This window comes from Flavobacterium chungangense LMG 26729, assembly GCF_000735715.2.
GTDB lineage: Bacteria > Bacteroidota > Bacteroidia > Flavobacteriales > Flavobacteriaceae > Flavobacterium > Flavobacterium chungangense.
Window position 1 is genome coordinate 13,989 of the sequence record NZ_JASY01000016.1, and the last position, 24,726, is coordinate 38,714.

23 protein-coding genes are annotated in these 24,726 nt (G+C 33.0%); 11 read left to right on the forward strand and 12 right to left on the reverse strand.

All coding sequences use genetic code 11. The features are described 5' to 3' along the window. Window positions 1-4: 4 nt before the first annotated feature. From JE46_RS19550 to JE46_RS19560, 3 genes are read right to left on the reverse strand one after another with little or no spacing between them, the layout of a single operon-like run. Window positions 5-679: a hypothetical protein gene (locus JE46_RS19550; protein WP_031456975.1), complete on the reverse strand. Its 675-nt coding sequence runs from the start codon at window positions 677-679 to the stop codon at window positions 5-7. Next, entirely contained in the window at window positions 679-3,141 is a 2,463-nt protein-coding gene (locus tag JE46_RS19555; protein ID WP_031456976.1) for a TonB-dependent receptor, read from the reverse strand. Before JE46_RS19555 ends, JE46_RS19550 begins: the two co-directional genes overlap by 1 nt. Before the next feature lie 11 nt (window positions 3,142-3,152). Continuing rightward, complete coding sequence (locus JE46_RS19560) at window positions 3,153-4,847, reverse strand: M23 family metallopeptidase (RefSeq protein WP_031456977.1); 1,695 nt, start codon at window positions 4,845-4,847, stop codon at window positions 3,153-3,155. 180 nt (window positions 4,848-5,027) lie between these two features. Between JE46_RS19560 and JE46_RS19565 the strand changes: the two genes are divergently transcribed. The 3 genes from JE46_RS19565 (at window position 5,028) to rny (ending at window position 7,389) form a co-directional block, all read left to right on the forward strand. Then, a complete protein-coding gene (locus JE46_RS19565) occupies window positions 5,028-5,318 on the forward strand; it encodes a hypothetical protein (RefSeq protein ID WP_031456978.1) in 291 nt (96 codons plus the stop codon). 6 nt (window positions 5,319-5,324) lie between these two features. Next, window positions 5,325-5,618: a cell division protein ZapA gene (locus tag JE46_RS19570; protein WP_031456979.1), complete on the forward strand. Its 294-nt coding sequence runs from the start codon at window positions 5,325-5,327 to the stop codon at window positions 5,616-5,618. A 208-nt stretch (window positions 5,619-5,826) separates the two neighbouring features. Continuing rightward, window positions 5,827-7,389, forward strand: coding sequence for a ribonuclease Y (rny, locus tag JE46_RS19575; RefSeq protein ID WP_031456980.1), 1,563 nt, complete (start codon window positions 5,827-5,829; stop codon window positions 7,387-7,389). Between the two features lie 76 nt (window positions 7,390-7,465). Here the strand turns inward: rny and JE46_RS19580 are convergent, their stop codons facing one another. The 3 genes from JE46_RS19580 to JE46_RS19590 all read right to left on the reverse strand — a co-directional run bounded on the left by JE46_RS19580 (window position 7,466) and on the right by JE46_RS19590 (window position 10,677). Continuing rightward, window positions 7,466-8,989 (reverse strand): sensor histidine kinase, encoded by a 1,524-nt coding sequence (locus tag JE46_RS19580; RefSeq protein WP_031456981.1) that lies wholly within the window; start codon window positions 8,987-8,989, stop codon window positions 7,466-7,468. 128 nt (window positions 8,990-9,117) lie between these two features. Then, window positions 9,118-10,014, reverse strand: a complete 897-nt coding sequence (gene xerD, locus JE46_RS19585) for a site-specific tyrosine recombinase XerD (protein ID WP_031456982.1) — start codon at window positions 10,012-10,014, stop codon at window positions 9,118-9,120. A 78-nt stretch (window positions 10,015-10,092) separates the two neighbouring features. Next, window positions 10,093-10,677 (reverse strand): outer membrane beta-barrel protein, encoded by a 585-nt coding sequence (locus tag JE46_RS19590; protein WP_031456983.1) that lies wholly within the window; start codon window positions 10,675-10,677, stop codon window positions 10,093-10,095. Between the two features lie 345 nt (window positions 10,678-11,022). On the opposite strand from JE46_RS19590, the gene JE46_RS19595 reads away from it, so the two are divergent. From JE46_RS19595 to JE46_RS19605, 3 genes are all read left to right on the forward strand, one after another. Continuing rightward, on the forward strand, window positions 11,023-11,583 hold the full coding sequence (locus JE46_RS19595) for a porin family protein (protein WP_031456984.1): 561 nt from the start codon (window positions 11,023-11,025) through the stop codon (window positions 11,581-11,583). 180 nt (window positions 11,584-11,763) lie between these two features. Further along, a complete protein-coding gene (gene aroQ, locus JE46_RS19600) occupies window positions 11,764-12,189 on the forward strand; it encodes a type II 3-dehydroquinate dehydratase (RefSeq protein ID WP_031456985.1) in 426 nt (141 codons plus the stop codon). A gap of 58 nt (window positions 12,190-12,247) precedes the next feature. Further along, window positions 12,248-14,734 (forward strand): DUF5686 and carboxypeptidase regulatory-like domain-containing protein, encoded by a 2,487-nt coding sequence (locus JE46_RS19605; protein ID WP_031456986.1) that lies wholly within the window; start codon window positions 12,248-12,250, stop codon window positions 14,732-14,734. Window positions 14,735-15,049: 315 nt separating this feature from the next. Here the strand turns inward: JE46_RS19605 and JE46_RS19610 are convergent, their stop codons facing one another. The 4 genes from JE46_RS19610 to JE46_RS19625 form a co-directional block, all read right to left on the reverse strand. Then, entirely contained in the window at window positions 15,050-15,925 is an 876-nt protein-coding gene (locus JE46_RS19610; RefSeq protein WP_031456987.1) for a cation diffusion facilitator family transporter, read from the reverse strand. 10 nt (window positions 15,926-15,935) lie between these two features. Beyond that, window positions 15,936-17,249 (reverse strand): UDP-N-acetylglucosamine 1-carboxyvinyltransferase, encoded by a 1,314-nt coding sequence (gene murA / locus JE46_RS19615; protein ID WP_031456988.1) that lies wholly within the window; start codon window positions 17,247-17,249, stop codon window positions 15,936-15,938. Window positions 17,250-17,336: 87 nt separating this feature from the next. Further along, a complete protein-coding gene (locus JE46_RS19620; protein WP_031456989.1) occupies window positions 17,337-18,059 on the reverse strand; it encodes a DUF4290 domain-containing protein in 723 nt (240 codons plus the stop codon). A 2-nt stretch (window positions 18,060-18,061) separates the two neighbouring features. After that, window positions 18,062-18,358, reverse strand: a complete 297-nt coding sequence (locus tag JE46_RS19625; protein WP_031456990.1) for a DUF493 family protein — start codon at window positions 18,356-18,358, stop codon at window positions 18,062-18,064. A 397-nt stretch (window positions 18,359-18,755) separates the two neighbouring features. On the opposite strand from JE46_RS19625, the gene JE46_RS19630 reads away from it, so the two are divergent. The 5 genes from JE46_RS19630 to JE46_RS19650 all read left to right on the forward strand — a co-directional run bounded on the left by JE46_RS19630 (window position 18,756) and on the right by JE46_RS19650 (window position 23,339). Further along, window positions 18,756-19,289 carry an AAA family ATPase gene (locus JE46_RS19630; protein WP_031456991.1) on the forward strand — a complete coding sequence of 178 codons (534 nt, stop codon included), beginning with the start codon at window positions 18,756-18,758 and terminating at the stop codon, window positions 19,287-19,289. 65 nt (window positions 19,290-19,354) lie between these two features. Continuing rightward, the gene (locus tag JE46_RS19635; protein WP_031456992.1) at window positions 19,355-21,250 is read left to right on the forward strand and encodes a RecQ family ATP-dependent DNA helicase; all 1,896 of its coding nucleotides are present in this window, start codon (window positions 19,355-19,357) and stop codon (window positions 21,248-21,250) included. Continuing rightward, entirely contained in the window at window positions 21,250-22,197 is a 948-nt protein-coding gene (gene fmt / locus JE46_RS19640) for a methionyl-tRNA formyltransferase (RefSeq protein WP_031456993.1), read from the forward strand. The genes JE46_RS19635 and fmt overlap by 1 nt, the downstream gene beginning before the upstream one ends. A 180-nt stretch (window positions 22,198-22,377) precedes the next feature. Next, window positions 22,378-22,650, forward strand: coding sequence for an HU family DNA-binding protein (locus JE46_RS19645; protein ID WP_031456994.1), 273 nt, complete (start codon window positions 22,378-22,380; stop codon window positions 22,648-22,650). A gap of 128 nt (window positions 22,651-22,778) precedes the next feature. Beyond that, window positions 22,779-23,339: a YqgE/AlgH family protein gene (locus tag JE46_RS19650; RefSeq protein ID WP_031456995.1), complete on the forward strand. Its 561-nt coding sequence runs from the start codon at window positions 22,779-22,781 to the stop codon at window positions 23,337-23,339. Here the strand turns inward: JE46_RS19650 and JE46_RS19655 are convergent. Further along, the gene (locus JE46_RS19655; RefSeq protein ID WP_031456996.1) at window positions 23,336-24,175 is read right to left on the reverse strand and encodes an aminotransferase class IV; all 840 of its coding nucleotides are present in this window, start codon (window positions 24,173-24,175) and stop codon (window positions 23,336-23,338) included. The genes JE46_RS19650 and JE46_RS19655 overlap by 4 nt on opposite strands. A gap of 54 nt (window positions 24,176-24,229) precedes the next feature. Then, window positions 24,230-24,622, reverse strand: coding sequence for an START-like domain-containing protein (locus tag JE46_RS19660; protein ID WP_007804463.1), 393 nt, complete (start codon window positions 24,620-24,622; stop codon window positions 24,230-24,232). Window positions 24,623-24,726 lie beyond the last annotated feature (104 nt).

Sequence of the window (24,726 nt, forward strand, 5' to 3'; positions counted from 1 at the left end):
ATTATCAAATATAGCGTTTTTGGTGATAATATTTATTTTTATTGAATTTTACTAAGGCAAAAATGTTAATAAATGCAATTCCTAAATAGCCTAAAGAAATTGAAATCCATTTACCTTTAAAAAAAGAAGCTTCAAAAATACGAGCTTCTTCATCTTTTTTATTTTTTTGCTCCCAATAAGCACGTTCCGCCATTACTGCCATCGTACCACAATTCATACGATGAGAAATACTTTCTTTCTTGACTTTCTTTGGTGTATTACGACTTGCCAATATATAAATATCATCACCTTCTATTGCCCAGGTTGGAGCCTTTTCGATATTGGCAATATCAATAGTCCTGATAAAAACATCATAATCTGTTTTTGAATCGTAGTGCACTTTAATTCCGTTAACGGTATCCTTATTTGCTATCAGCTTTCTAAGATATAATTTCATCTCGTTAAGATTCTTTCTTTCAGATAACTCACTTTTACTAAAATTAAAAACCTTATAATTTCTGAGAGTTGGAACTTTATATTTTTCAAAATCTCCTTTGTTTGGCATACCTAATTGAATTACACCATAAACTTTAAAAGAGTCTGTTTTAAAAAAGTAAATTATACATATTAATGGAATCAAAACCAGAGAAATCATTCCCGGAACATAAAAAATCTTTTTTCTGGTTTTATACCACGCCATTACAGTCTCGCATTCAGTTTTATATTAAAAACCCGTGAAGTCATATAATTTGGAATTGCATACTGATTTTTTGAATAAGCATCTCTAACCCAGGTATTGGTAATAGCATTTTGATTATTAAAAATATTAAATATTTCCACTCCCAAAGACAATTCCTTAAAGTTTTTCAGCCAGCCAGACTTTGCTGCACTACTCTGATCAATAAAAACCTTAGCAAAACCAACATCTGCCCTTCTGTAATCATTTAATCTGTTTTGATACAGATAAGGATCAGAATAAGAAGGCGAACCTCCTGGTAAACCGGTATTATAAACTAAATTCAGGTACAATTTTATACTTGGAATATTGGGCATATAATCCTGAAATAACATTGCAAATTTCAATCTTTGGTCAGTTGGCCTGGCTATAAATCCTTTATTATTATAATTTTCTTCCGTTTTAAGATAACCGAAACTTATCCATGATTCAGTTCCCGGAACAAATTCACCATTTAACCTAAAATCCAGTCCCTGAGCATAAGCTTTGGCATTATTATCAGCAACATAGCGAATTCGTACATTATCAATTGAATACACATTCACATCTGAAAGTGATTTATAATACAATTCCGTAACCCATTTAAAAGGGCGGTTCCACATTTTAAAATTATAATCGTTACTTAAAACAAAATGTATCGATTGTTGTGCTTTTACATCCGGATTAACTTCTCCTTCAGCATCACGAAGTTCCCTATAAAATGGCGGCTGATAATATAGTCCTCCTGAAATCCTAAAAATCATATCCCTATCCCAATCTGGTTTTAAAGCAAATTGTACGCGTGGACTAAAGGCTGTTTGATTTTTTCCTTCAACAGTTGCTCCTGAAACTTGCCAGCTTTGAAAACGTGTCCCAATAGTATACCAAAATTGATTAGAACCCAACTCTGTTTTATTATTCCATTGTACATAACCTGAAAACCTGTTTATATCATTGAAATTGGTCGCACGGATATTTTGATACGGCAAAAGAGGTCCGATATAAGGTTCATATGGCTGATTGTTTTTCGGCAGATTTAAAATACGTGGATTTAATGAAAATCCTGCAGAATCAATCATCTCCCACTCTACAATTCTGTCCCGTATCGATTCTCTTGTATATTTTAAACCAAATTCCAGCTGACTGTCATTCCATTCTTTAAACCCTTTAATTTCAACATTTGCTATCAAAGCATCCAAATCGTTTCTGGCATGATTAAGCTGAGTACCAATTCCTCTGGTAAAATCGACATCATCAGGATTTATGTTTCCATTATCATCAACATTTCCCAATCGGTATTGTGCCAAAATATCAAAATGCTCCTTCTCTATTGTATGAAACAAGGATCCTATCAATTTTAAAGTAAAAGTTGGCGAAGCTTTATAAGTTGTTTTTAATGCTCCAAAATAAGTATCATACTGATCTTTTTCCTGACCTTCATAAAAAACAGCAAGTGCCATGGGCTGATCGATAGTTCCAAATTTTGTTTCGCGGGTTAAAGGCTGGTATAAATATTTATTTTGCGAAATATTTCCCAGAAAACTCAATTGCCATTTTTGAGAAACATCATAGTTAATATTGGTTTGAATATCTGCAAATGTTGGCGTATAATTTGTCTGTGTATCCTGACTGTTTACCAGCAGACTATTATTACGATAACGGACTCCGGTCACTGCAGACCATTTTTTGTTTCTAGAAACAGCATCAACAGAAATGCTTCCGCCAAGAAAACTGGCCTCCAAAGAAGCTCCAAATTGTGTAGGTTTTCTGTAACTGATATCTAATACTGAAGAAAGTTTATCTCCATACTTTGCCTGAAACCCTCCGGCAGAAAAATCTATGTTCTGCACCAAATCGGTATTGGTAAAACTTAATCCTTCCTGTTGTCCGGAACGAATTAAAAATGGGCGATAAACTTCAATTTCATTTACATAAACCAGATTTTCATCATAATTTCCTCCACGAACTGCATATTGAGTACTTAATTCGTTGTTTGAATTTACTCCTGGCAATGTTTTTAATATATTTTCTATTCCGGCATTCGCTCCGGGTACTTTTTTTATGGTAGCCTGATCAATAACTGTAATACCCTGTACACGTTTTTTATTTTTTGAAGTAACAAAAACTTCCCCCATCTGTTCTTCTGAATTGTTCATCACAGGATTAAAAACGAAAGTTTCGTAAGGTTTCAGGTTGACTGTTAATGTCATCATTTTTAAGGAAATGTGCGTAAAAACCAAAACCACCTTTTTGTTTGAAGGTACAAAAATCTGAAAATAACCTTTTGCATCAGATTTTGCCGCTTTGTCTCCTGTCGTAACATTTACATCTGCAACCGGATGATTTTCACTATCTAAAATAACTCCCTTAACGCGAGCACTTTGAGCAGATGAAGCATAACCAATCCATAAAAAAAGAAAAACAATTATTAATTTAAAATTATTCAAACGCTTAGATTTTATTTTTGTTGACTTCTAAAAAAATGAGTTTCAAAGATAGCAGAATTCCCCACATTATCAACTACTTCAATTTTTAAATCATTCGCACCTTCAGCAACTATAGCATCATCAAATGTGTGGGTTATTTTTCTCGTTTTATTATCATATTCAAACAAAACCCAGTTCCCATTCAAATAACCATTATAGGATCTAACTCCGGATAAGGCATCACCAATTGTAAACTGAACATTTTTAATACCGGTAATCCATTTATCCTGAATCACTTTATTGATTTTTATAACAGGAGCAATAGTATCTAAAACCAAACCATATTGCCCTAAAGTTTTTGATTTGATGGTAAAGACATCATTTTTTCTTGTGGTAGCGTTATAACTTTTACTATTACCACTAAGTCTTGCAATAAAAAGTTTATCACGCAAGGTTTCAGAATAAGTACTGTCTTTTATCGTAACCGTAAAATTTGAATGCACAGGAACAACATCTTCATGAATATAAATCTGATTATTTTTTACATCAAAATTTAAATTAAAATCTTCATAAAAGGTACCTGCTGGAAAAAAAACAGACATATTCTCTTTCTCAAAATTCGAATCCTTATTGTATCGAACTAAATACTTTGATGTCAATGGCTCTGCATTAATGATTGGTGCTTCCGAATCATATTCAACCGGAACAGTAATCGAATTCAAATTTCCAAAATAATCAGAAACTTCAATTCTGTAAGTAGAAGCTAAATTAGGTTCAGCAGGAACTATTCCGTTGAGCGAATCTGTTTTTATAATACTTAGGGCATAAGGGCTTTTCATAAATAGCTTTTGCACACGCTGACCCGTTTTTTTATATCTTGAATAATCAATAAACGCATTTATAAAACGCATTTCATCAAAAGAATAGGTATTGAACTGGTAATTATAATTTTGATTTCCATTTAAAAAAGTACTCACATTAAAAACACCATTTCTATTGTTGGAAACATCATCAAAATCGACAGCATTAATTCCGAAACCTATCTTTCCGTTAGCTTTCACTTTACCAGCCAGATAAGTTCCGTCTTTTTGGAGGGAAAGATTCAATAATAGAGGCTGTTTCGATTGGTTTACAGTTGTATTATCCATCGGATAAACAAATAAACCGGAAATCGTGGGTTTTTTAGTATCCTTTAAATATTGGTCAAATCCAAAAAACATAGGATTTATAACAAACTCTGTTTTGGTGTCACGAAATTCAAAATGCAAATGTGGTCCTTCTGAAGAACCCGTATTCCCTGAGAGTGCAATTATCTGTCCCTTTGTAACAGGAAGGTCTTCCGGCTTTGGAAACATTTCAATTTCAAAAGATTTTTCGCTATAATGTGTTTTATGAATATATTCCTGAATTGGCCCAACAGCTGTTTGCAAATGTCCGTAAACCGTAGTATAGCCGTTTGGATGTGTTATATAAATACATTTTCCGTTTCCAAAAGTTGAGATTTTTATTCTGGAAACATAACCATCAGCAACAGCATAAACATTCAGTCCTTCCCTTTGATTGGTTTTTAAATCGAATCCGGCATGAAAATGATTGGGTCTCAACTCACCAAAATTCCCGGAAAGCTGCATCGGAATATCTAATGGTGCACGAAAATAATCCTTTGGATACTGGTTCTGTCCAAAAATAAAATTGCAAACAAATAAAAAAAACAAATAAAATCTCATAGGGAACATTTTTGCTAAGATAAAAAATTAAGGAGCTAAAACCGAAAGATTAAACAGCAAAAACACAATTAACTGAATTTCATTAATTTGTCTATTTTTAATGTAAAAAAATCGATAAAAAATTGCATTAATAAAAAGGAATATTAACTTTGTAGGATTAAGTAATGAAAAGGATTTATAATGAGTGTAATTGCTGAAATAATTGATACTCTTGAATATAAAGTCGAAAAGCTTTTTGCAAAATCAAAAACTTTAGAGAAGAACAATCAGGATTTACGATTAGAACTAAACAAAGCTGTGCAAATTATCCAGAAACAATCTGAAGAAATTGAAGCTTTGAATAAGCAATATGAAACACTTAAGATAGCCAATTCGTTGCTCGGCAGCGACAATAACAAGAGAGAGACAAAGCTTAAAATAAATTCATTAATTCGCGAAATTGATTACTGTATTGCACAACTATCAGATTAGTAAAATATGGACGGAAAGCTTAAAATTAAAATATCAGTTGCAGACAGAATTTACCCGTTAACGGTTGAGCCTGCTCAGGAAGAAGGACTTAGAAGTGCTTCTAAAAAAATTGATGCTATGATTAAGCAGTTCGAAGAAAATTACGCAGTTCGCGACAAACAAGATGTATTGGCTATGTGTGCCCTGCAATTTGCATCACAAGTAGAACAAAAACAAATTGACAATACTATTGATGGCGAAGAAACTATCAAAAGAATTAAAAGATTAAATTCGCTTTTAGATCAATATCTCGAAAATTAAACGTTCTTTACACGAAACTAAGATACTGCCTACATTAGTTCACAATTGGTAAACTCAACACTAACAATTTAGAATGAGCAAATCGTCGCTACTATAGTATGCCATGCTTCAGCTTGGAAACTTGAACAGTGAGTTAGCTCAAAACTTGTCTTTACGAGTTTATTCAAGCAATTAATGTAGGCTTTTTTATATATAAATTTTAACAAATATGGACATCATAACGATCATTATTTCAGGTATTGTTGGCATTGCAGCTGGTTTTGCGATAGCTAAAATTATCGAAAAAAGCAATATTTCTAACTTAATCAAAAATGCTAAAAAAGAAGCTGCATCTATTTTAAAAGACGCTAATTTAGAAGCTGAAAATATTAAAAAAGATAAAATTCTTCAGGCAAAAGAAAAATTTATCGAATTAAAAGCAGAACACGAGCAGGTAATTTTATCCAGAGACAAAAAAGTAGCTGAAGTTGAAAAAAGAGTTCGTGATAAAGAATCACAGGTTTCAAATGAATTATCAAAAGCTAAAAAAGTAAATGATGATTTTGAAGCTAAAACAGCAGAATATAATAACAAAATTGAACTTCTCGACAAAAAACAAACTGAAGTTGATAAACTACACAAAAGTCAGCTACAGCAATTGGAAGTAATTTCGGGGCTTTCTGCCGAAGAAGCAAAAGAGCAATTAGTAGAAGGCCTGAAAGCTGAAGCTAAAAGCAAAGCAATGTCTCACATTCAGGATACAATTGAAGAGGCAAAACTTACTGCTCAGCAAGAAGCTAAAAAAATCATCATCAATACTATCCAAAGAGTTGGAACAGAGGAGGCTGTTGAAAACTGTGTTTCTGTTTTCAACATTGAATCCGATGATGTAAAAGGTAGAATTATCGGTCGTGAAGGGCGTAATATTAGAGCTCTTGAAGCTGCAACCGGCGTTGAAATCATTGTTGATGACACACCTGAAGCTATTATTCTTTCATGTTTTGATCCGGTACGTAGAGAAATTGCCCGTTTGTCATTACACAAATTAGTTACTGACGGACGTATTCACCCAGCCAGAATCGAAGAAGTTGTTGCTAAAACTGCAAAACAAATCGACGACGAAATTATTGAAGTTGGAAAACGTACTGTTATCGACTTAGGAATTCACGGTTTACACCCTGAATTGATTAAAGTTGTCGGAAGAATGAAATACCGCTCTTCTTATGGACAAAACCTACTGCAACACTCCAGAGAAGTTTCTAAACTTTGTGGTATAATGGCAGCTGAACTGGGTCTGAATGTTAAATTAGCTAAAAGAGCAGGTTTACTTCATGATATTGGTAAAGTTCCAGATACTGAAAGCGATTTACCACACGCCTTATTAGGTATGCAATGGGCAGAGAAATACGGTGAAAAAGAAGAGGTTTGCAACGCTATTGGAGCTCACCACGACGAAATCGAAATGAAATCATTACTTTCCCCAATTATTCAGGTTTGTGATGCTATTTCCGGTGCGAGACCAGGCGCAAGACGTCAGGTTTTAGATTCATACATTCAGCGTTTGAAAGATCTTGAAGAAGTAGCTTACGGATTCAGCGGTGTTAAAAATGCTTATGCCATTCAGGCCGGTAGAGAACTTCGTGTAATTGTAGAAAGCGAAAAAGTATCTGATGAAAATGCAGCTAATTTGTCTTTCGAAATTTCACAGAAAATTCAAACAGAAATGACATATCCTGGTCAGGTAAAAGTAACTGTTATTCGTGAAACCCGAGCAGTAAACATTGCTAAATAAATTCACAAAACATATTTAAAATAAAAAAACTTCTCATCACTGAGAAGTTTTTTTTTATTTCTGATTTAGCCTTAAATCACAACTCATCATTAAAAACAATTTTAAACACAGTTCCCACTCCAACCTCACTTTCAACAAAGACTTTTCCGTTCATGGCTTCTATTTGATTTTTGGTAATATGCAAGCCTATACCCCTGGCATCTTTATGTTTATGGAAAGTTCTATACATTCCAAACAACAAGTCACCATATGCATCTAAATCAATCCCCAGACCATTATCTTTTATTTTTAGAACTTTATGCCCCTCTTTTTCTATAGTATAATCGAAAATAATTATTGGACTCCTGTCTGGATGGGCATATCTGATCGCATTGGTTACAAAATTTAAAAGCACACTTTCAAGATAGGCCGGATTAAAAGTTATCGTTACGTATTCGGGTACGTTGTTTATAATATTTGCATTTGTTTCGGAATTAAAATTCTTAATAGTTGAAATTGTTTTATTGATGTATTCTACCAAATTCAATGGTCTGATAATTATACTCATATTGCTCTGAATCTGAACAATTTGATTCAAGTTCAAAATAGTATCATTCAAATCATTAGAAACTGTTCTAAGATGTATTAACATCTCTTTTATCGTTTCTTTTTTCTCATCAATATCAATAAAATCCAATATAGATTTAATATTACCGGCCTGTGTACTTAAATTATGCGAAACAATGTGTGAAAAATTTAGCAATCGACTATTTTGATCACTATATAATTTCATCGTTTTTATAAGCTCCAACTCTTTTTCTTTTTGCACAGATATATCAGTATGGGTTCCTATAACACGCAAAGGCTTTCCTTGTTCATCTCGTTCAATTACTTTTCCTCTGTCTAATATCCATTTATAATTTCCGCTTGAGGTCATTACGCGATGATAATTTTCGTAATAAGGAATCTTATTCTCAAAGTGATCCTGAATATCCGAATAATATTTCGGCAAATCATCAGGATGCACAATCTGATCCCAACGTTCAGGATCATCAAGTACATCTGCCGATTCAAGCTCTAAAATCTTCAAAGACAAAGAGGAATAAAACACTTTATTAGTAAGCATATTCCAATCCCAAACACCGGTTGTAGAAGCTTCTAAAGCAAATTGAAACCGTTCTTCAGAAATACGCAGTTTCAATTCTTTATCTTTTAACTCTGTAATATCCGAAAGATGCCCAAAAAAACTCACCTTGCCATCTGAAGACAATTCGGATTTAGATGAGATTTTAAACCATCTTAAGCCTTTTTCAGGCAATATTCCCCGAAATTCAACTTCCCATCTGGAAACTTGCTTTCTAGCTTTTACAAATGACTGAAAAAACAAATCACGATCTGAGGGATGGATTCTTTCAGAAATAGCAGATTTGATATTATTTAAAAAATCACTCGTACTTAATTCAAATATTTCTTCAATTGATTTACTAAATAATGGAAATGAATAATTATTATCAACATCGATAATAAACTGAAAAATCAAATCAGGAATTTCAGCAAACAATTTTTTATAAAAATCATTAACATTATTACAATCTGTATTTTCATCTAAATCAAAAACCATAGTTACTTGTGTAAGTTTAAATTAATTTAAATTTGAGGCTACAACTTTCCGCAAAAAAGAAACCTTAATATTTCAAAATATTCCTTTTTAAAAAAGTCACTAATAATAACTAATTTTTCTTTAAAAAATTATCTTCGGGGATGAAAAGCATGCATTACATCTTTTAAGAAACTTCTGTCTAAATGAACATAAATCTCAGTTGTTGTTATTGATTCATGTCCGAGCATGAGCTGAATAGATCTTAAATCGGCACCGTTTTCTAATAAATGTGTCGCAAAAGAATGTCTAAAAGTATGCGGACTGATATTTTTGTTTAGGCCAATTTTTACAGCTAAGTCTTTAATGATGGTAAAAATCATCGCACGTGTAAGCTGATTTCCTCTACGATTCAAAAACAAAGTATCTTCATTTCCTTTTTTTATTTTCAAATTTACCCGAACTTCTTTTTGATAAATGTTAATATATTTTTGGGTTAAATTACCAATAGGAACAAAACGTTCCTTATTTCCTTTTCCGGTAATTTTTATAAATCCTTCTTCAAAAAAAAGGTCTGAAATTTTTAAGGTCACCAATTCCGAAACACGAAGTCCGCAACCATACAACGTTTCCAACATCGCTCTGTTTCTTTCCCCTTCGTTCGAACTTAAATCTATAGCCGCAATCAGATTATCTATTTCCTGAACTGACAACGTATCCGGCAATTTACGCCCTGTTTTGGGAGCTTCTATTAATTCCAGCGGGTTATCTGTTCTGTAATCTTCAAAAACCAAATAATTAAAAAAACTTTTTAAGCCTGAAATAATTCGGGCCTGAGATCTCGGATTAACTTCTCTTGAAACTGAATAAATAAATTGTTGAACCGTTTCATCTGAGATTTTTATTGGAGACACTTCTATTTGATTGGATTCTAAAAAAAGACATAAGCGTTCAATATCGAAACCATAATTTTCGATTGTATTTTTTGACAAACCTCTTTCTATTCGCAAATACGACTGATAATCTTTAATATAGGTATTCCATTTCATCTTTACAAAGTAAACACATTTTTGAGCATAAAAAAACCTTCCGGTTAGGGAAGGTTTTCATATAAGTTTAAATACAAATTAGAATTTGTAAAGAAGACCAAAGTTGATTGAACTTAAATCAGCACCTAAACCAAAAGAATTAGTTTTGTCTGCTCCGTCTCCACCATTATCATTTGTAGTGTAACCTAATCCAGCCCAAGTAGCTTCGATAGCAAAATTACTAGATACGAAATAGCTTAAACCTAAACCTAAGTTAGCACCAATTTCATTTGCTTTAAAATCATTTAATTTGTCATCAACAGAACTGTAATCAACACCTAGCTCACCAAATAAAGAAAAATCAGAAGAAGGTGTAAAGTAATATCTACCAAAAGCACCAACTGTTAATCTTGCCTCGTCTTGAGTATCAGTAATTGCATTTTCTGCTTTATCAGAAGAAAAACCTAATTTTCCACCAATAGCAATATTTTCAGTAACAAAAAAGCCAACTTTTGGCGCAATTTCAAATCCAGTAGACTTATTATCTCCTTCTTTTTCAGAATTAATTCCAAATGATCCAGAAATAAAAATATCTCCTTTAGAGAATCCTTTTCCTGTAGATTCTTGTGCATTTGCAAATCCAAATGCTAAAACAGCAACCATTGATAAAACAATTTTTTTCATTTTTTTTTTAAATTAAAATTAATTAATGGCGCAAATCTATGTTATAAAAACTCAATAAACCAAATTAAATTGTAAAATAATTATTATATTTTGTTATAAATAATCTTGTTAAAAGAATCAAAATGTTATTTTTCAAATAATTAGCTATTTAAAAATCACTAAAATTAGTGATATAAAAAAAGAGACGAAATTGTGAGTAATTTTCGTTCAATTAGTAAAAAAAAGATTTTTTTTCTCACAATTTTTCTAAAATGGAAATTATGAAATCCAAAAAACAATAAATATAAAAATACTGAGTTTTTATTTGTGTTATTTTGTATTAATCAAAAACTTAAAATTAATAATATGAAAAAGATAATTTTAGCGATAACATTTGTGATCGCATCATCAGCTTCAATTCAGGCACAATTATTAAAAATCGGGGTAAAAGCCGGGGTAAACTTTGCAAATCAAACCGGAGATGCAACTTTTGAAGGTGAGGACTTTAATAAAGAAGGCATCACAAGCTACCATGCAGGACTTGTTGCAGAAATTAAATTACTGGATAGATTTGCTGTACAGCCTGAGCTTTTATACTCTACACAAGGTGCAAGCTATAAAAATGCAGTAACTGAATTTAAAAATGAACTAGGTTATCTATCAATTCCGGTCATGGCAAAAATTTATCTAACTGATTCATTCAGTCTGGAAGTGGGCCCACAAGCTTCTTTTTTATTAAGTGAAAAAAATAATTTTGACGTTGAAGATGCTGAAACATTTGAATTTGGAGTTAATGCCGGTTTAGGATTTAAAATCACAAAGAATCTTTTCATTCAGGGTCGTTATGGTTTAGGATTAACAGAAGCTTCAAAAAATGCTGATGTTAAAAACTCAACAGTACAATTATCTGCCGGATTCTTGTTCTAAAAAAAATATAACATAGTTTATAGAAACCGTTCTGTTTAATTAGAACGGTTTTTTTTATTTTTACCACATTAAATAATAATTGTAAAACGGACCACATTGTCAATTAAATTCAATTTAAATAGTATTGTTAATTGAACTGACAGCATTGACAGTTTTTATAATTTTAAACAAAACTCAAATATGAAAATTGCTATAATAAACGGACCCAACCTGAATCTATTAGGAAAAAGAGAGCCTGAAGTTTACGGGAGCCAGACTTTTGAAGATTATTTTGAAACCCTTCAACAGAAATTCCCTGATATTGAACTTTCCTATTATCAAAGTAATATTGAGGGAGAACTAATTGGCAAAATTCAGGAATATGGGTTTACATACGACGGAATTATTTTAAATGCAGGCGCTTACACTCACACTTCAATTGGTCTGGGCGATGCAATAAAAGCAGTAACAACTCCTGTTATTGAAGTTCATATTTCAAATACCTATGCACGTGAAAGCTTCAGACACCAGTCGTATTTGTCCGGAAATGCAAAAGGTGTTATTTTAGGATTTGGATTAAAAAGCTACGAATTGGCTATCCAGTCATTTTTATCACACATTATTTAACAAATTATTAATAAGTACAGATTCAACTTGTTTTAATTTTGTAAGAGAACCCACTTACATGAAAAACTATATTTTACTCGCCTTTTTATTTTTTTCAATTTCAACTTTTGCCCAAATCAAAGGTACTATAACCGATGAAAAAGGAATTCCTCTGGCTTTTGTATCTGTTTTTGAAGAAAATACATATTCCGGTACAACCTCCAATGAACTTGGACAGTATCAGTTGAATGTAAAAGAACCGGGCAAAAACAAAATCGTTTTTCAGTACATGGGTTATAAAACTCAAAAAATAGCTATTTCTTCAGATTCAAAAGCTGCCGTACTTGATGTTAAAATGTCGGAAGAAAGTTTTGCGTTAAATGAAGTTATAATCGATCCAAAAAACAATCCTGCAACTACTATTATTAAACACGCCATTGCAAACAGAAAAGAAAATTCTGAAAAAACAGCCCGTTTTACTGCTGACTTTTATTCAAAAGGAATTTTAAAAGTTAAAGATCTGCCTAAAAAAATACTAGGGCAAAAAATAGACCTTGGCGCTGATTTGTCTTCTAATCTGGATTCAACCGGTACCGGAATTCTATATTTATCAGAAACCATTTCTAAAATTACTTTTCAAAAGCCTGACAAATTAAAAGAAACAATTGTTGCTTCTAAAATCTCCGGAAACAACAACGGCTTCAGTTATAATACTGCTGCATTATCGACCTACGATTTTTATGACAACACATTAGAATTTGATGTTAACCTTATCTCTCCTATTGCCGGAAATGCTTTGAGCTATTATACCTATAAACTGGAGGGAAGCTTTTATGACGATAATAAACAGCAGATTTATAAAATAAAAGTAATTCCAAAGAGGGATAAAGAACCTGTTTTTGAAGGTTACATTTACATTGTCGATGATAGTTTTGCAATTTATGCAGTTGATTTTGATATAAAAGGCTACCGGGCGAAAAATGAATTTACTGAAGTAATGAATTTAAAACAGACTTTCAGTTATAATTCACAAAATAAAATATGGTCAAAAAACGCACAAACACTTTCTTTTAATGCAGGTGCTTTTGGAATAAAATTTTCAGGTCAGTTTAATTATGTTTACTCTAATTATGAATTTCCGTCTTCTTTTGCCAAGAAGACATTTGGAAACGAAATAGTTGCTTTTGACCTGAATGCTAATAAAAAAGACAATTCGTTCTGGAATGAAATTCGTCCGATTCCTTTAACACTTGAAGAAAGTAATGATTATATCAAAAAAGACAGTCTTCAGACCTTTAGAAAATCCCAAAAATATACAGATTCAGTTGATGCCAAAAACAACAAATTTAAAGTTTGGGATATCCTGAAGGGCTATGATTACAAAAACACGTTCAAAAAGTATTCTTTTAAATATGAAGGTTTACTAAACCTGACTTCTTTAAGTTTCAATACAGTCCAGGGTTTTAATTTAGATTCTGGTTTTTCATTTAAAAAATGGAATGAAGAAAACGGCAAAAGCACTTCAATAAATACAATTTTCAATTATGGATTTTCTGATAAACGTCTTCGTATTATTGGCGAATTCACACATCGGTTTAACACGGTAAATTATGCTACAATTTCGGCTTCGGGAGGAACAAAAACGGCACAGTTTAATGGCGCTGACCCCATAAAGAAAATTGTCAATTCTGTAAGCTCTTTATTTTTTAAAGACAATTATATGAAATTGTATAATTTGGAATTTGCCCAGCTTAACTATACTCAGGATATTGCAAACGGAATCAATCTAAATGGTAAAATAGCCTATGAACAAAGAAAATCACTTTTTAACACAACAGATTATTCTTTTTTCAGTAGAAATGATGTTTATTCATCAAACAACCCTCTCGCGCCGGAAAATTTCACATCCTCTTTTGATCAGCACCATTTATTCAAAACTAACCTTACAGCCAGGATTAACTTTGGAAATAAATATATCTCAAGACCTGACGGAAGATATAACTTTAAAAACGATAAATATCCAACCATTTTTCTTGTACTGGAGAAAGCCTTTGCAGCAAGCGAGAAAAAATATGAATTCGAAAGAATCGGTGCTTCCATTCAGTATGATTTATCACTGGGAAACAAAGGGATTCTGGGGATGAATTTCAGAGCCGGAAAATTCTTTAATGCTAAAAATATTTCTTTTATCGATTACAGGCATTTTAACGGAAACCAGACTCATATTGGCACAACAGATCGTTATCTGAATGTTTTCAACTTAATGCCCTACTACTCAAACAGTACAAATGACCGCTATCTTGAAATACATTTAGAGCACAATGACATGGGATTTTTAACTAATAAAATCCCGCTGATCAATCTTTTAAAATCAACTATGAATATTGGCTTTCATTCATTGGCACTTCCGGACAGAAATCCTTATTCTGAGTTCACAGTTGGTTTAGATAATTTAGGTTTTGGTAAATTTAAATTGTTCCGGGTTGATTATGTTCATTCGTACCAAAGCGGAATCCAGCAGAACGGAGTTATTTTTGGTTTGAAGATTCTGAATGTTTTAGATTAATTTTTTAATAGATTCTTTATTGGCGTTACCTCCGGCCGGGCTGTCCGCTGTATCTTTTTATTTTTAAAGAAAAAAACAAAAAGGATGCCGCTCCCATCCCTAACGCATCAACCCTAAATTCATATTCACGATATTAACAGAAAAAATCGCTTAATTTACCAGATAAACTTGCCCTGACAATTTAAACAGATTAAATTATTTTAGAATTTGACAACATAAGCTTCAATTCCGCGCAGTAAGGAATTTTGCTTTATTTACAGTAACAAGAATTTATAAGAGATTTTACAACTTAAAGCTTAGCCTTACGAAACCTCTCTAATTATAATCATCTGGCTCTACATGAATCAAAACATGGCCAAGTTCCGGAATCTCTCCTCTTAAAGTATCTTTTAATTTATGTGCCAAATCATGTCCCTCTTTTACAGAAATTTTAGCTGATACAATAGCATGAAGATCTACGTGATAACGCATTCCAGCTTTGCGGATAAAACATTTCTCGGTTCCTAAAATACCCTGAACCGTTAATGCTTTTATGCGAATTTCTTCTACAAGATCATCATTAAGATTTTCATCCATGATTTCACCCAGGGCAGGCCTGAAAATTTTATAACTGTTGTATAAGATAAAAAAAGACGCAAAAAGTGCTGCCCAATCATCTGCAGATTCATATCCTTTTCCCATAAACAGCGCAATGGAAATTCCAACAAAAGCTGCTACTGAAGTAATGGCGTCACTGCGATGATGCCAGGCATCTGCAGCCAAAGACGAACTATTGGTTTGTTTACTGCGTTTTATTACCAATCTAAAAGAATATTCTTTCCAGACAATAATTGCACCTAAAACATACAAAGTCCAGGATTTTGGAAGATTATGCGGATTCTGAATATTGGATATACTTTCATACGCGATGATCGTTGCCGAAGTAATTAAAAACCCAACTACCAAAAAAGTGATTAAAGGTTCTGCGCGCCCGTGACCGTAAGGATGGTTTTCATCAGCCGGTTTGTTCGAATATTTGATTCCGAACAAGACCAAAAAGGACGAAAATATATCAGTAGTTGATTCGATCGCATCTGCAATCAGCGCATAAGAATTGCCAAAAAAACCCGCCAAGCCTTTTATAACGGCTAAGCAGGTGTTTCCAGCTATACTAAAATAAGTAGCTTTTATAGCTTTTTGTTCATTTGTCATTGGAGACTTTTTATTCTCTTACGATTTTAGCACCAATTGCTCTCAAACGTTCATCGATACGTTCGTATCCACGGTCGATTTGTTCTATATTTTGAATTGTACTTGTTCCTTTTGCAGATAATGCAGCAATTAATAACGAAATCCCCGCACGAATATCAGGAGACGACATTGTAGTTGCTTTTAACTGAGATTCAAAATTATGTCCCATAACCACAGCTCTATGTGGGTCACATAACATAATTTTTGCCCCCATATCGATTAATTTGTCTACAAAAAATAAACGGCTTTCGAACATTTTCTGGTGAATCAAAACATCGCCCTTAGCCTGTGTTGCCACAACCAAAACAATACTCAATAAGTCAGGTGTAAATCCTGGCCAGGGTGCATCAGCAATAGTTAAGATTGAACCATCAATATCTGTTTTTACTTCATATCCGTCTTTGTGGGCAGGAATATAAATATCGTCGTTGCGTTTTTCTATTGTAATACCCAATTTTCTAAATGTATTCGGTATTAAACCTAAATTATCCCAGCTTACATTTTTGATTGTTATTTCGCTTTTTGTCATAGCTGCAAGACCAATCCAGGAACCAATTTCGATCATATCCGGCAAAATTCTATGCTCACATCCTCTCAGACTTTCAACACCTTCGATGATCAATAAATTAGAGCCAACCCCGGTGATTTTAGCTCCCATTGAGTTCAGCATTTTACACAATTGCTGTAAGTAAGGTTCACAAGCAGCATTGTAAACTGTAGTTCTTCCTTTTGCCAAAACAGCAGCCATTACAATGTTTGCAGTTCCGGTTACAGATGCCTCGTCTAAAAGCATATCTGTTCCCTGAAGGCCTTCTTCAGGAGTCTCTACTCCATAAAAATGATCCTCTCTGTTATATCTGAATTTTGCTCCAAGGTTAATAAACCCTTCAAAGTGTGTATCTAATCTGCGGCGGCCAATTTTATCTCCACCCGGTTTTGGAATATATCCTTTTCCGAAACGAGCCAAAAGAGGTCCAACAATCATAATAGAACCACGAAGCGCTCCTCCTTCTTTTTTGAAAGCTTCGGTTTCTAAGTATCCAACATTAACCTCATCAGCCTGAAACGTAATTGAACCCGGTGCATTGCGCTGAATTTTAACTCCTAAATTACCCAACAAAGTGATTAATTTATTGATGTCAATAATATCGGGAATATTATTAATTGTTACTTTATCTCCCGTAAGAAGTACGGCACATAAAATTTGTAATGCCTCATTTTTTGCTCCTTGCGGAGTGATTTCTCCTTTTAAAGGAATTCCTCCTTCGATTTTAAATACTCCCATATTCTTTTTTTAGGTTCTGAGTTGCTGAGTTCCTAAGATTCTAAGTTTTTTTTAGAGATCAAAACCCATGTTACTTAGCAACTTTATTTATTTCTGATTGTTATTTTTTTGAAAAGGTTTCTGTTTCCCGGGGCCTTTATTATTTTTATTGCTTTGGATTTTTGGTTGACCGGGTGGCGTAATTTTATTTGACATGCGTTTGTTGGTGCGCAATAAATCTGTAGTATTTAAAAGCTCTTCCGTACTCTGCAATAAATTGATTTTTCCTCCTGACAATTCAAATAAATGCTCGAAAATCACATCGTCTTTTACCGTGTCTTTGTTCCAGCTTAAATACGATTTTTTCATATGGTTGGCAATTACCAGAACCAATGCATTTTTCATTTCGCCATCTTCCCATTTGTTCGCAACATCAATCATGTACTTGATATTGTTACCATAAAATCTGTATTTTGGAAAATTTTGCGGATACTGTAAAACATCTGGTTTTAACTGCAGCACATCACGTGACGGAATTGGATATGGAGATTCTACATTTAACTTAAAATCAGACATGATAAAAAGCTGATCCCATAATTTATGCTGAAAATCAGGCACATCGCGCAAATGAGGATTCAGACTTCCCATAACCTGAATAATGTATTTGGCGGCTTTGTTGCGCGTTTCATCATCTTCGATGTGGGTAGCCTGATCGATCAGTTTTTGCAAATGACGACCATATTCCGGAATAAGTAAACGTTGTCTTTCAGAATTATATTCTAAGTTAAAAACAACGTCATTTGCGACTTCTTTTTTATATTTATCGATCATAATTATAATGAAACTATACCTTCTATTGTAGAAACTTCCTTGTATTTGCCAATTACCTGGTCAGCACTATCCATTGTTACATCTATAGAAACACTGGTAAATTTACCTGTTTTAGATTTTGTTGTTTTGATAACCGCACCCATCCTGTCAAAAGCTTTTTCAACGCGCTCTACATTATCGGCTACAGAAGGCACTATAAATTTATACAAATATTCTGCTGGCCAGGTGTTTGAATTGTCCAGCTCAACCTTTAATCTTTCGTAAAATTCGGCGGTGTTTTTTTCTTTATCGTTCTCCATTCGTAATTAAAAATAAACGCAAATATACGTTTTTGATTTTAGATATTTTATATTGGAAAAAGATATTAAATCCGCGTATTTTATTTATCATGAATTTCACTAATTTGTATGAATTATTTTTATTCTAAAAATGCAATTGAATAAATCCGATATTTTAAAATTAGTCAAAGTCAGAAAATAAGATCTTTTTTGGAATCATTTTTTTATGGAATCAAAAAAGATTATTCTGTGAATGGTAAAATTCACAGAAACACTATTAAATGCAGGGTTCGCCATAAAAAGATATAGCTGAAAGCAAGAACTTTGCTAGCTAAATTTGCGAAATCATTCGCTTCTGATAAATATTCTTTTCAAATACGAATAACTTTAGGTAAATTTGCTCTTTATTTTTACGAAAGTGCAAAAAGAAATTATTGTTCTCCTTGGCGGTCCTGGCACAGGAAAATCTACGCTTATAAACGAATTAGTCGCTCGTGGCTATTGTTGCTACCCTGAAATTTCAAGAGAAGTTACACTCGAAGCCCAGAAAAGAGGCATCGAGCAATTGTTTTTGGAACAGCCTTTACTGTTTAGCGAAATGCTGCTTGAAGGCCGTATTCAGCAATTCCGGAGTGCTTTTCAGGAACCTGATAACGTGGTTTTCATTGACCGTGGAATCCCTGATGTTGTGGCTTATATGGATTATATTGGCGACGAGTATCCGGAGTTTTTCACGAAAGCCTGTGAGGATTATAAATATTCTAAAACTTTTATTTTACCTCCCTGGGAAGAAATTTATCAGAGCGACACGGAGCGTTATGAAAATTTTGAACAGGCATTAGAAATTCAGAAACATCTTATTGAAACCTATAAAAAATACGGATACGATTTAATTGAAGTTCCTAAAGACACGGTTGAAAACAGAATTCTTTATATATTAGACAAAATTTAGCTAACGGTTTTAAAGTTGCAAAACTAGAATCTGAGTTCTAAATTTTTAACTTTAATACATTGGCCATGCAGGAAGCACAGGATATTCTTTTAAAATACTGGAAACATAACAGTTTCCGACCACTGCAAAAAGAAATTATTGATTCGGTCTTAGCAGGTCAGGACACTTTTGCGCTGTTGCCTACCGGAGGTGGAAAATCGGTTTGTTTTCAGGTTCCGGCCATGATGCAGGATGGAATTTGTCTGGTTGTTTCGCCTTTGATTGCTTTGATGAAAGATCAGGTGGCAAATCTGCAAAAAAGAGAAATTAAAGCTATTGCCTTAACAGGAGGAATTCATACCGAAGAAATTATAGATCTTCTGGATAATTGCCAATACGGAAATTATAAGTTTCTTTATCTTTCGCCTGAGCGTTTACAATCTGACTGGATTTTGGAACGTATTAAAAATCTGCCTATCAATTTAATTGCTATTGACGAAGCGCATTGTGTTTCGCAATGGGGTCACGATTTCCGTCCGGCTTATTTAAAAATTTCTGAACTTAAAAAATATTTTCCTAAAATTCCGTTTTTGGCTTTGACTGCGACTGCAACACCAAGAGTTGTAGAAGATATTAAGACACAGGCAGGATTAAAAGACCCTAATTTTTTTCAGCAGTCATTTGAAAGAAAGAATATTGCCTATATGGTTTTTGAAATCGAAGACAAACTGTATCGTGTCGAGCAAATTTTAAAGAAAAACCCACAACCTTCTATTATATATGTACGAAACAGAAAATCGTGCTTAAATATATCAACCCAATTACAATCATTAGGATTTAAGGCAACATATTATCACGGTGGCCTTTCGGCAAAAGAAAAAGACAAAAACATGGGATTGTGGATGTCCGAACAAGCACAGGTAATTGTGGCGACCAATGCATTTGGAATGGGGATTGACAAAGACAATGTAAAAACAGTCATTCATACACAATTACCCGAAAACTTAGAAAATTATTATCAGGAATCTGGAAGAGCAGGACGAAATGGTGAGAAAGCGTTTTCGGTTTTACTTTATAACAATTCAGATTCAAACCAAACAGAACAGCAATTTTTGAGTGTTTTGCCAGATAAAAAGTTTCTAAAAACGATGTATGTAAAACTTTGCAATTATTTTCAGATTGCTTATGGCGAAGGTCTGGATGATTCTTTTTCGTTTAAACTTAATCATTTTTGTAATAAATACGACTTCCCTACTTTAAAAACGTATAACTCTTTGCAGTTTTTGAATCAGCAGGGAATCATAACAATGTCACAAGAATTTTCAGAGAAAATTACGATGCAGTTTTTAATTGAATCGAAAGAAGTCATTCGATATATGAGTCTGAATCCAAATGATGAAGAAATCATTTTGGCAATTTTGAGAACGTATCCCGGAATTTACGAAATGAAAACATCTTTTAACATTTCGTTGATTGCCAAAAAATCAAATCATACCGAAGAACAAGTTGCTGCTGTTCTGGAAAAATTGAGAGAAAAAGAAATCATCGAATACAAATCAAAAAATAACGACGCGACGATATTATTTAATGAAGTCCGCGAAGATGATCTTACCATAAACAGAGTTTCAAAATATCTCGAAAAACAAAATCAATTAAAAAAAGAACAGCTTTCATCTGTACTGCATTATATAAAAGAGAATAAGACCTGCAAAAATCGATTAGTTTTAGATTATTTTGGAGAAGAAACAACAGAGAATTGTGGTGTTTGCTCTTATTGTATTACCCAAAAAGGAAAAATAACCGAAGCAGATTCGATTGCTGATAAAATTTTGTATTTATTAAAATCTGCTGCTTTAACTTCGCGAGAAATTCAAAGTCAGATAAAACTGGATGCCAACGATATTATTTTGGTACTTCAGGAGTTATTAGAAAACAATCATATTACCATATTAGCAAACAATAAATACACTTTAAAATCATAATGGAAGAATTGAGAATTATATTTATGGGAACTCCTGAATTTGCTGTCGGCATTTTGGATACCATTATTAAAAACAATTACAATGTTGTTGGCGTGATTACTGCTGCCGATAAACCTGCAGGACGCGGACAAAAACTAAAATATTCGGCAGTAAAAGAATACGCACTGGCCAACAGCCTTACTTTACTACAGCCAACAAATTTAAAAGATGAAGATTTCTTAGCCAAATTAAAGTCTTTGAACGCTAATTTACAAATCGTAGTCGCTTTTAGAATGCTGCCAAAAGTTGTTTGGGAAATGCCGGATTTAGGAACCTTTAACCTGCATGCTTCGTTATTGCCAAATTATCGCGGAGCAGCCCCCATTAACTGGGCTATTATCAATGGAGAAAATACAACCGGCGTTACTACTTTTTTCATAGATGATAAAATTGATACCGGAGCGATGATTTTAAATTCGGAAATTGCTATTGAACCTGAAGAAAGCGCAGGACAATTACATGACCGATTAATGTTATTAGGAAGCAAAACTGTGATCGAAACCTTAAAAGTCATTGAAAATGGAAATGTAACCACAACTATCCAGGAAGATAACGACGATATAAAAACGGCATATAAACTAAACAAGGAAAACTGCAAAATCGACTGGACAAAATCCGGAACAGAAATTAATAATCTGATTCGTGGTTTAAGCCCATATCCTGCTTCCTGGTGTTTTTTGAAGGATAAAAACGAAGAATTAAGTATCAAAATATATGAAGCAAAACTGTTTTTAGAATCGCATTCATATGAAACAGGAAAACTTATTTCCAGTAAAAAAGAAATCAAAATTGCAGTGCAAGGGGGATTTTTACACCTTTTGAGTTTACAATTACCCGGAAAAAAGAGAATGCAAGTGGCAGAATTACTTAACGGGATTACTTTTTCTGATTCAGCCAAGGTCTATTAAGCTCAGTAAAACAAGGGTTTATAACTGTTTTTAGTGATAAAACTAGTTGTTTTATGAACAAAAAAAATAAGTTATTAACAATTATTGCTAAATTTATAGAAAACACTTGCAAGGAACGGATTTCCTACTAAATTTGTGTATTAACAATTTTTTTTAACCAACAATTAATAACTAATTATTATGAACAAATCAGAATTAATCGATGCTATCGCTGCTGATGCAGGAATTACAAAAGCTGCTGCAAAATTAGCTTTAGAATCATTTTTAGGAAACGTAGGTACTACTTTGAAAAAAGGAGGAAGAGTTTCATTGGTAGGTTTCGGATCTTGGTCAGTATCTGCCAGAGCTGCTAGAGATGGTAGAAACCCTCAAACAGGAAAAACTATTCAGATTGCTGCTAAAAATGTAGTAAAATTTAAAGCCGGAGCTGAATTAGAAGGTGCAGTGAACTAAGTAAGAAAGTTCTCTAAACTTATAATATAATTAAAACCCTCCTGATAGAGGGTTTTTTTGTACGGTTTATCGATTTTATTTGGGTTTTTAAAAATTTTATGATTAAATTTAATAAAAATTGTAGCCGTATGATTTCAGAAAAATTAAAAAAAGGACACCTGCTTATTGCCGAGCCTTCTATAATTGGGGATTTATCTTTTAATAGATCGGTAATTTTATTAGCAGACCATAACAAGGAAGGATCAATAGGTTTTATCATTAATAAACCGTTAAAATACACTATTAATGACTTAATTCCTGAAATTGATGCCAATTTCAAAATATACAATGGCGGACCTGTAGAACAGGACAACCTCTATTTCATTCACAATATTCCTGAATTAATCCCAAACAGTGTTGAGATTTCGAATGGTATCTATTGGGGAGGTGATTTTGAATCGACTAAAGACCTAATAAATAACGGATCTATTCATAAAAACAACATTCGTTTTTTCTTAGGATACACAGGTTGGGATGAAAATCAACTTGAGAATGAAATGCAGGGAAACTCCTGGATTATAACCGATAACAGTTATAAAAACAAAATTATCGGAAAATCTACCACTCATTTTTGGAAAGAGCAAATTATAGAGCTTGGAGGTGATTATCTTATTTGGTCAAATGCACCAGAGAATCCATATCTGAATTAATTTTGAGATATGGATTCGTTTAGCTTTTGGACTAACAAATGAGCCAAATTAGCTGTAAATTCCTTTTTTCGGTATTTTGTTATCGACTGTATTCCTGTGATTACATTTGTCAAAAATAATTCATCTGCTTTTTGAAGATCAAAAGGTGAAATTATTTCTTCAAACACTTCTATCCCTTCCATTTTCTTTGCCAAAGCTAAAATTTGCTTACGCATAACACCATTTAAACAACCTTCTGAAACTGGCGGAGTAATTAGTTTTTTTCCCGTAACCATAAATAAATTCCCTTGCAATACCTCAACCACATTCTTCGTATCATTAAGCAAAATACAGTTTTCTAAGCTATTTTCGTGAGCAAAAATACTTCCGGTAACATTTATGAGCTTATTAGTCGTTTTTACAGACGATAATAATTGTTTTGTTACATAGAAGTCTTTATATAAATCCACTTCATATGAAGCTGTATTTAATGCATACAAAGCATTTTCTAAAGGTGTGGCATGAATTAAATAAGAGACTTCATTTGTTTTTGGCAAATACAACCCTCCATCGTTTCTAAAAACAGTTATTCTGGCTCTTGCAGATGATGAAATCTCTTTTTGTTTTACCAGGTTTAAAATCTGCTCCTCAAAATATTCCATTGTGAAATTCATTGGAATTTCCATACGAACAACCCGCATAGAAGCCATTAACCTAAAATAATGATCTTCAAGAAACAGGATTTTACCGTTAACTATTTTTAGTGTTTCAAAAACACCATCACCATACAAAAAAGCACGATTTTGAGTTAACAAATTCTTCTCCTGCTCTAATACATTTCCGTTAAAATTGATCATAAAAAAACCCTGAATTTTGTTCAGGGCAAATATAAGGTATAAAATAGACTTTTACTAAACAGAGCCTATAAGATGTTTCAGATCTGAGATTTGATTCTCCCACAATTGCTTAGCTTCCCCTACTTCTTCTTTTTCAGCAAAATCAATTACCATTAATGACACATCTTTGGTTAATTCATCAACCAATATATGCAGTTCAAAGAAATATTCTGTGTCTTTACTTGCCTCATCGACCCATTTAAATTTTACTTTTTCGCCGGTTTTTTTAGAAGCAAGTCGTGCTTTTTCCTGTGAATCATTCCAGATAAAAGTAAAAAACTCACCTCTTGAATTTACATTGTCGGCAAACCATTCAGACAAACCTGATGGTGTTGATATATATTGATATAATAGTTGTGGCGAAGAATTGATAGGAAACTCTATTTCGTAACGTATTTTTGAATCCATGTGTTGCTTTAAATTTTTTCGAAATATAAGAATATATGTCCGAAAACAATGCATTTTTAAAAATATTTTTTTTTCTTCATTTTATGCTTGTCATTTTTAATATA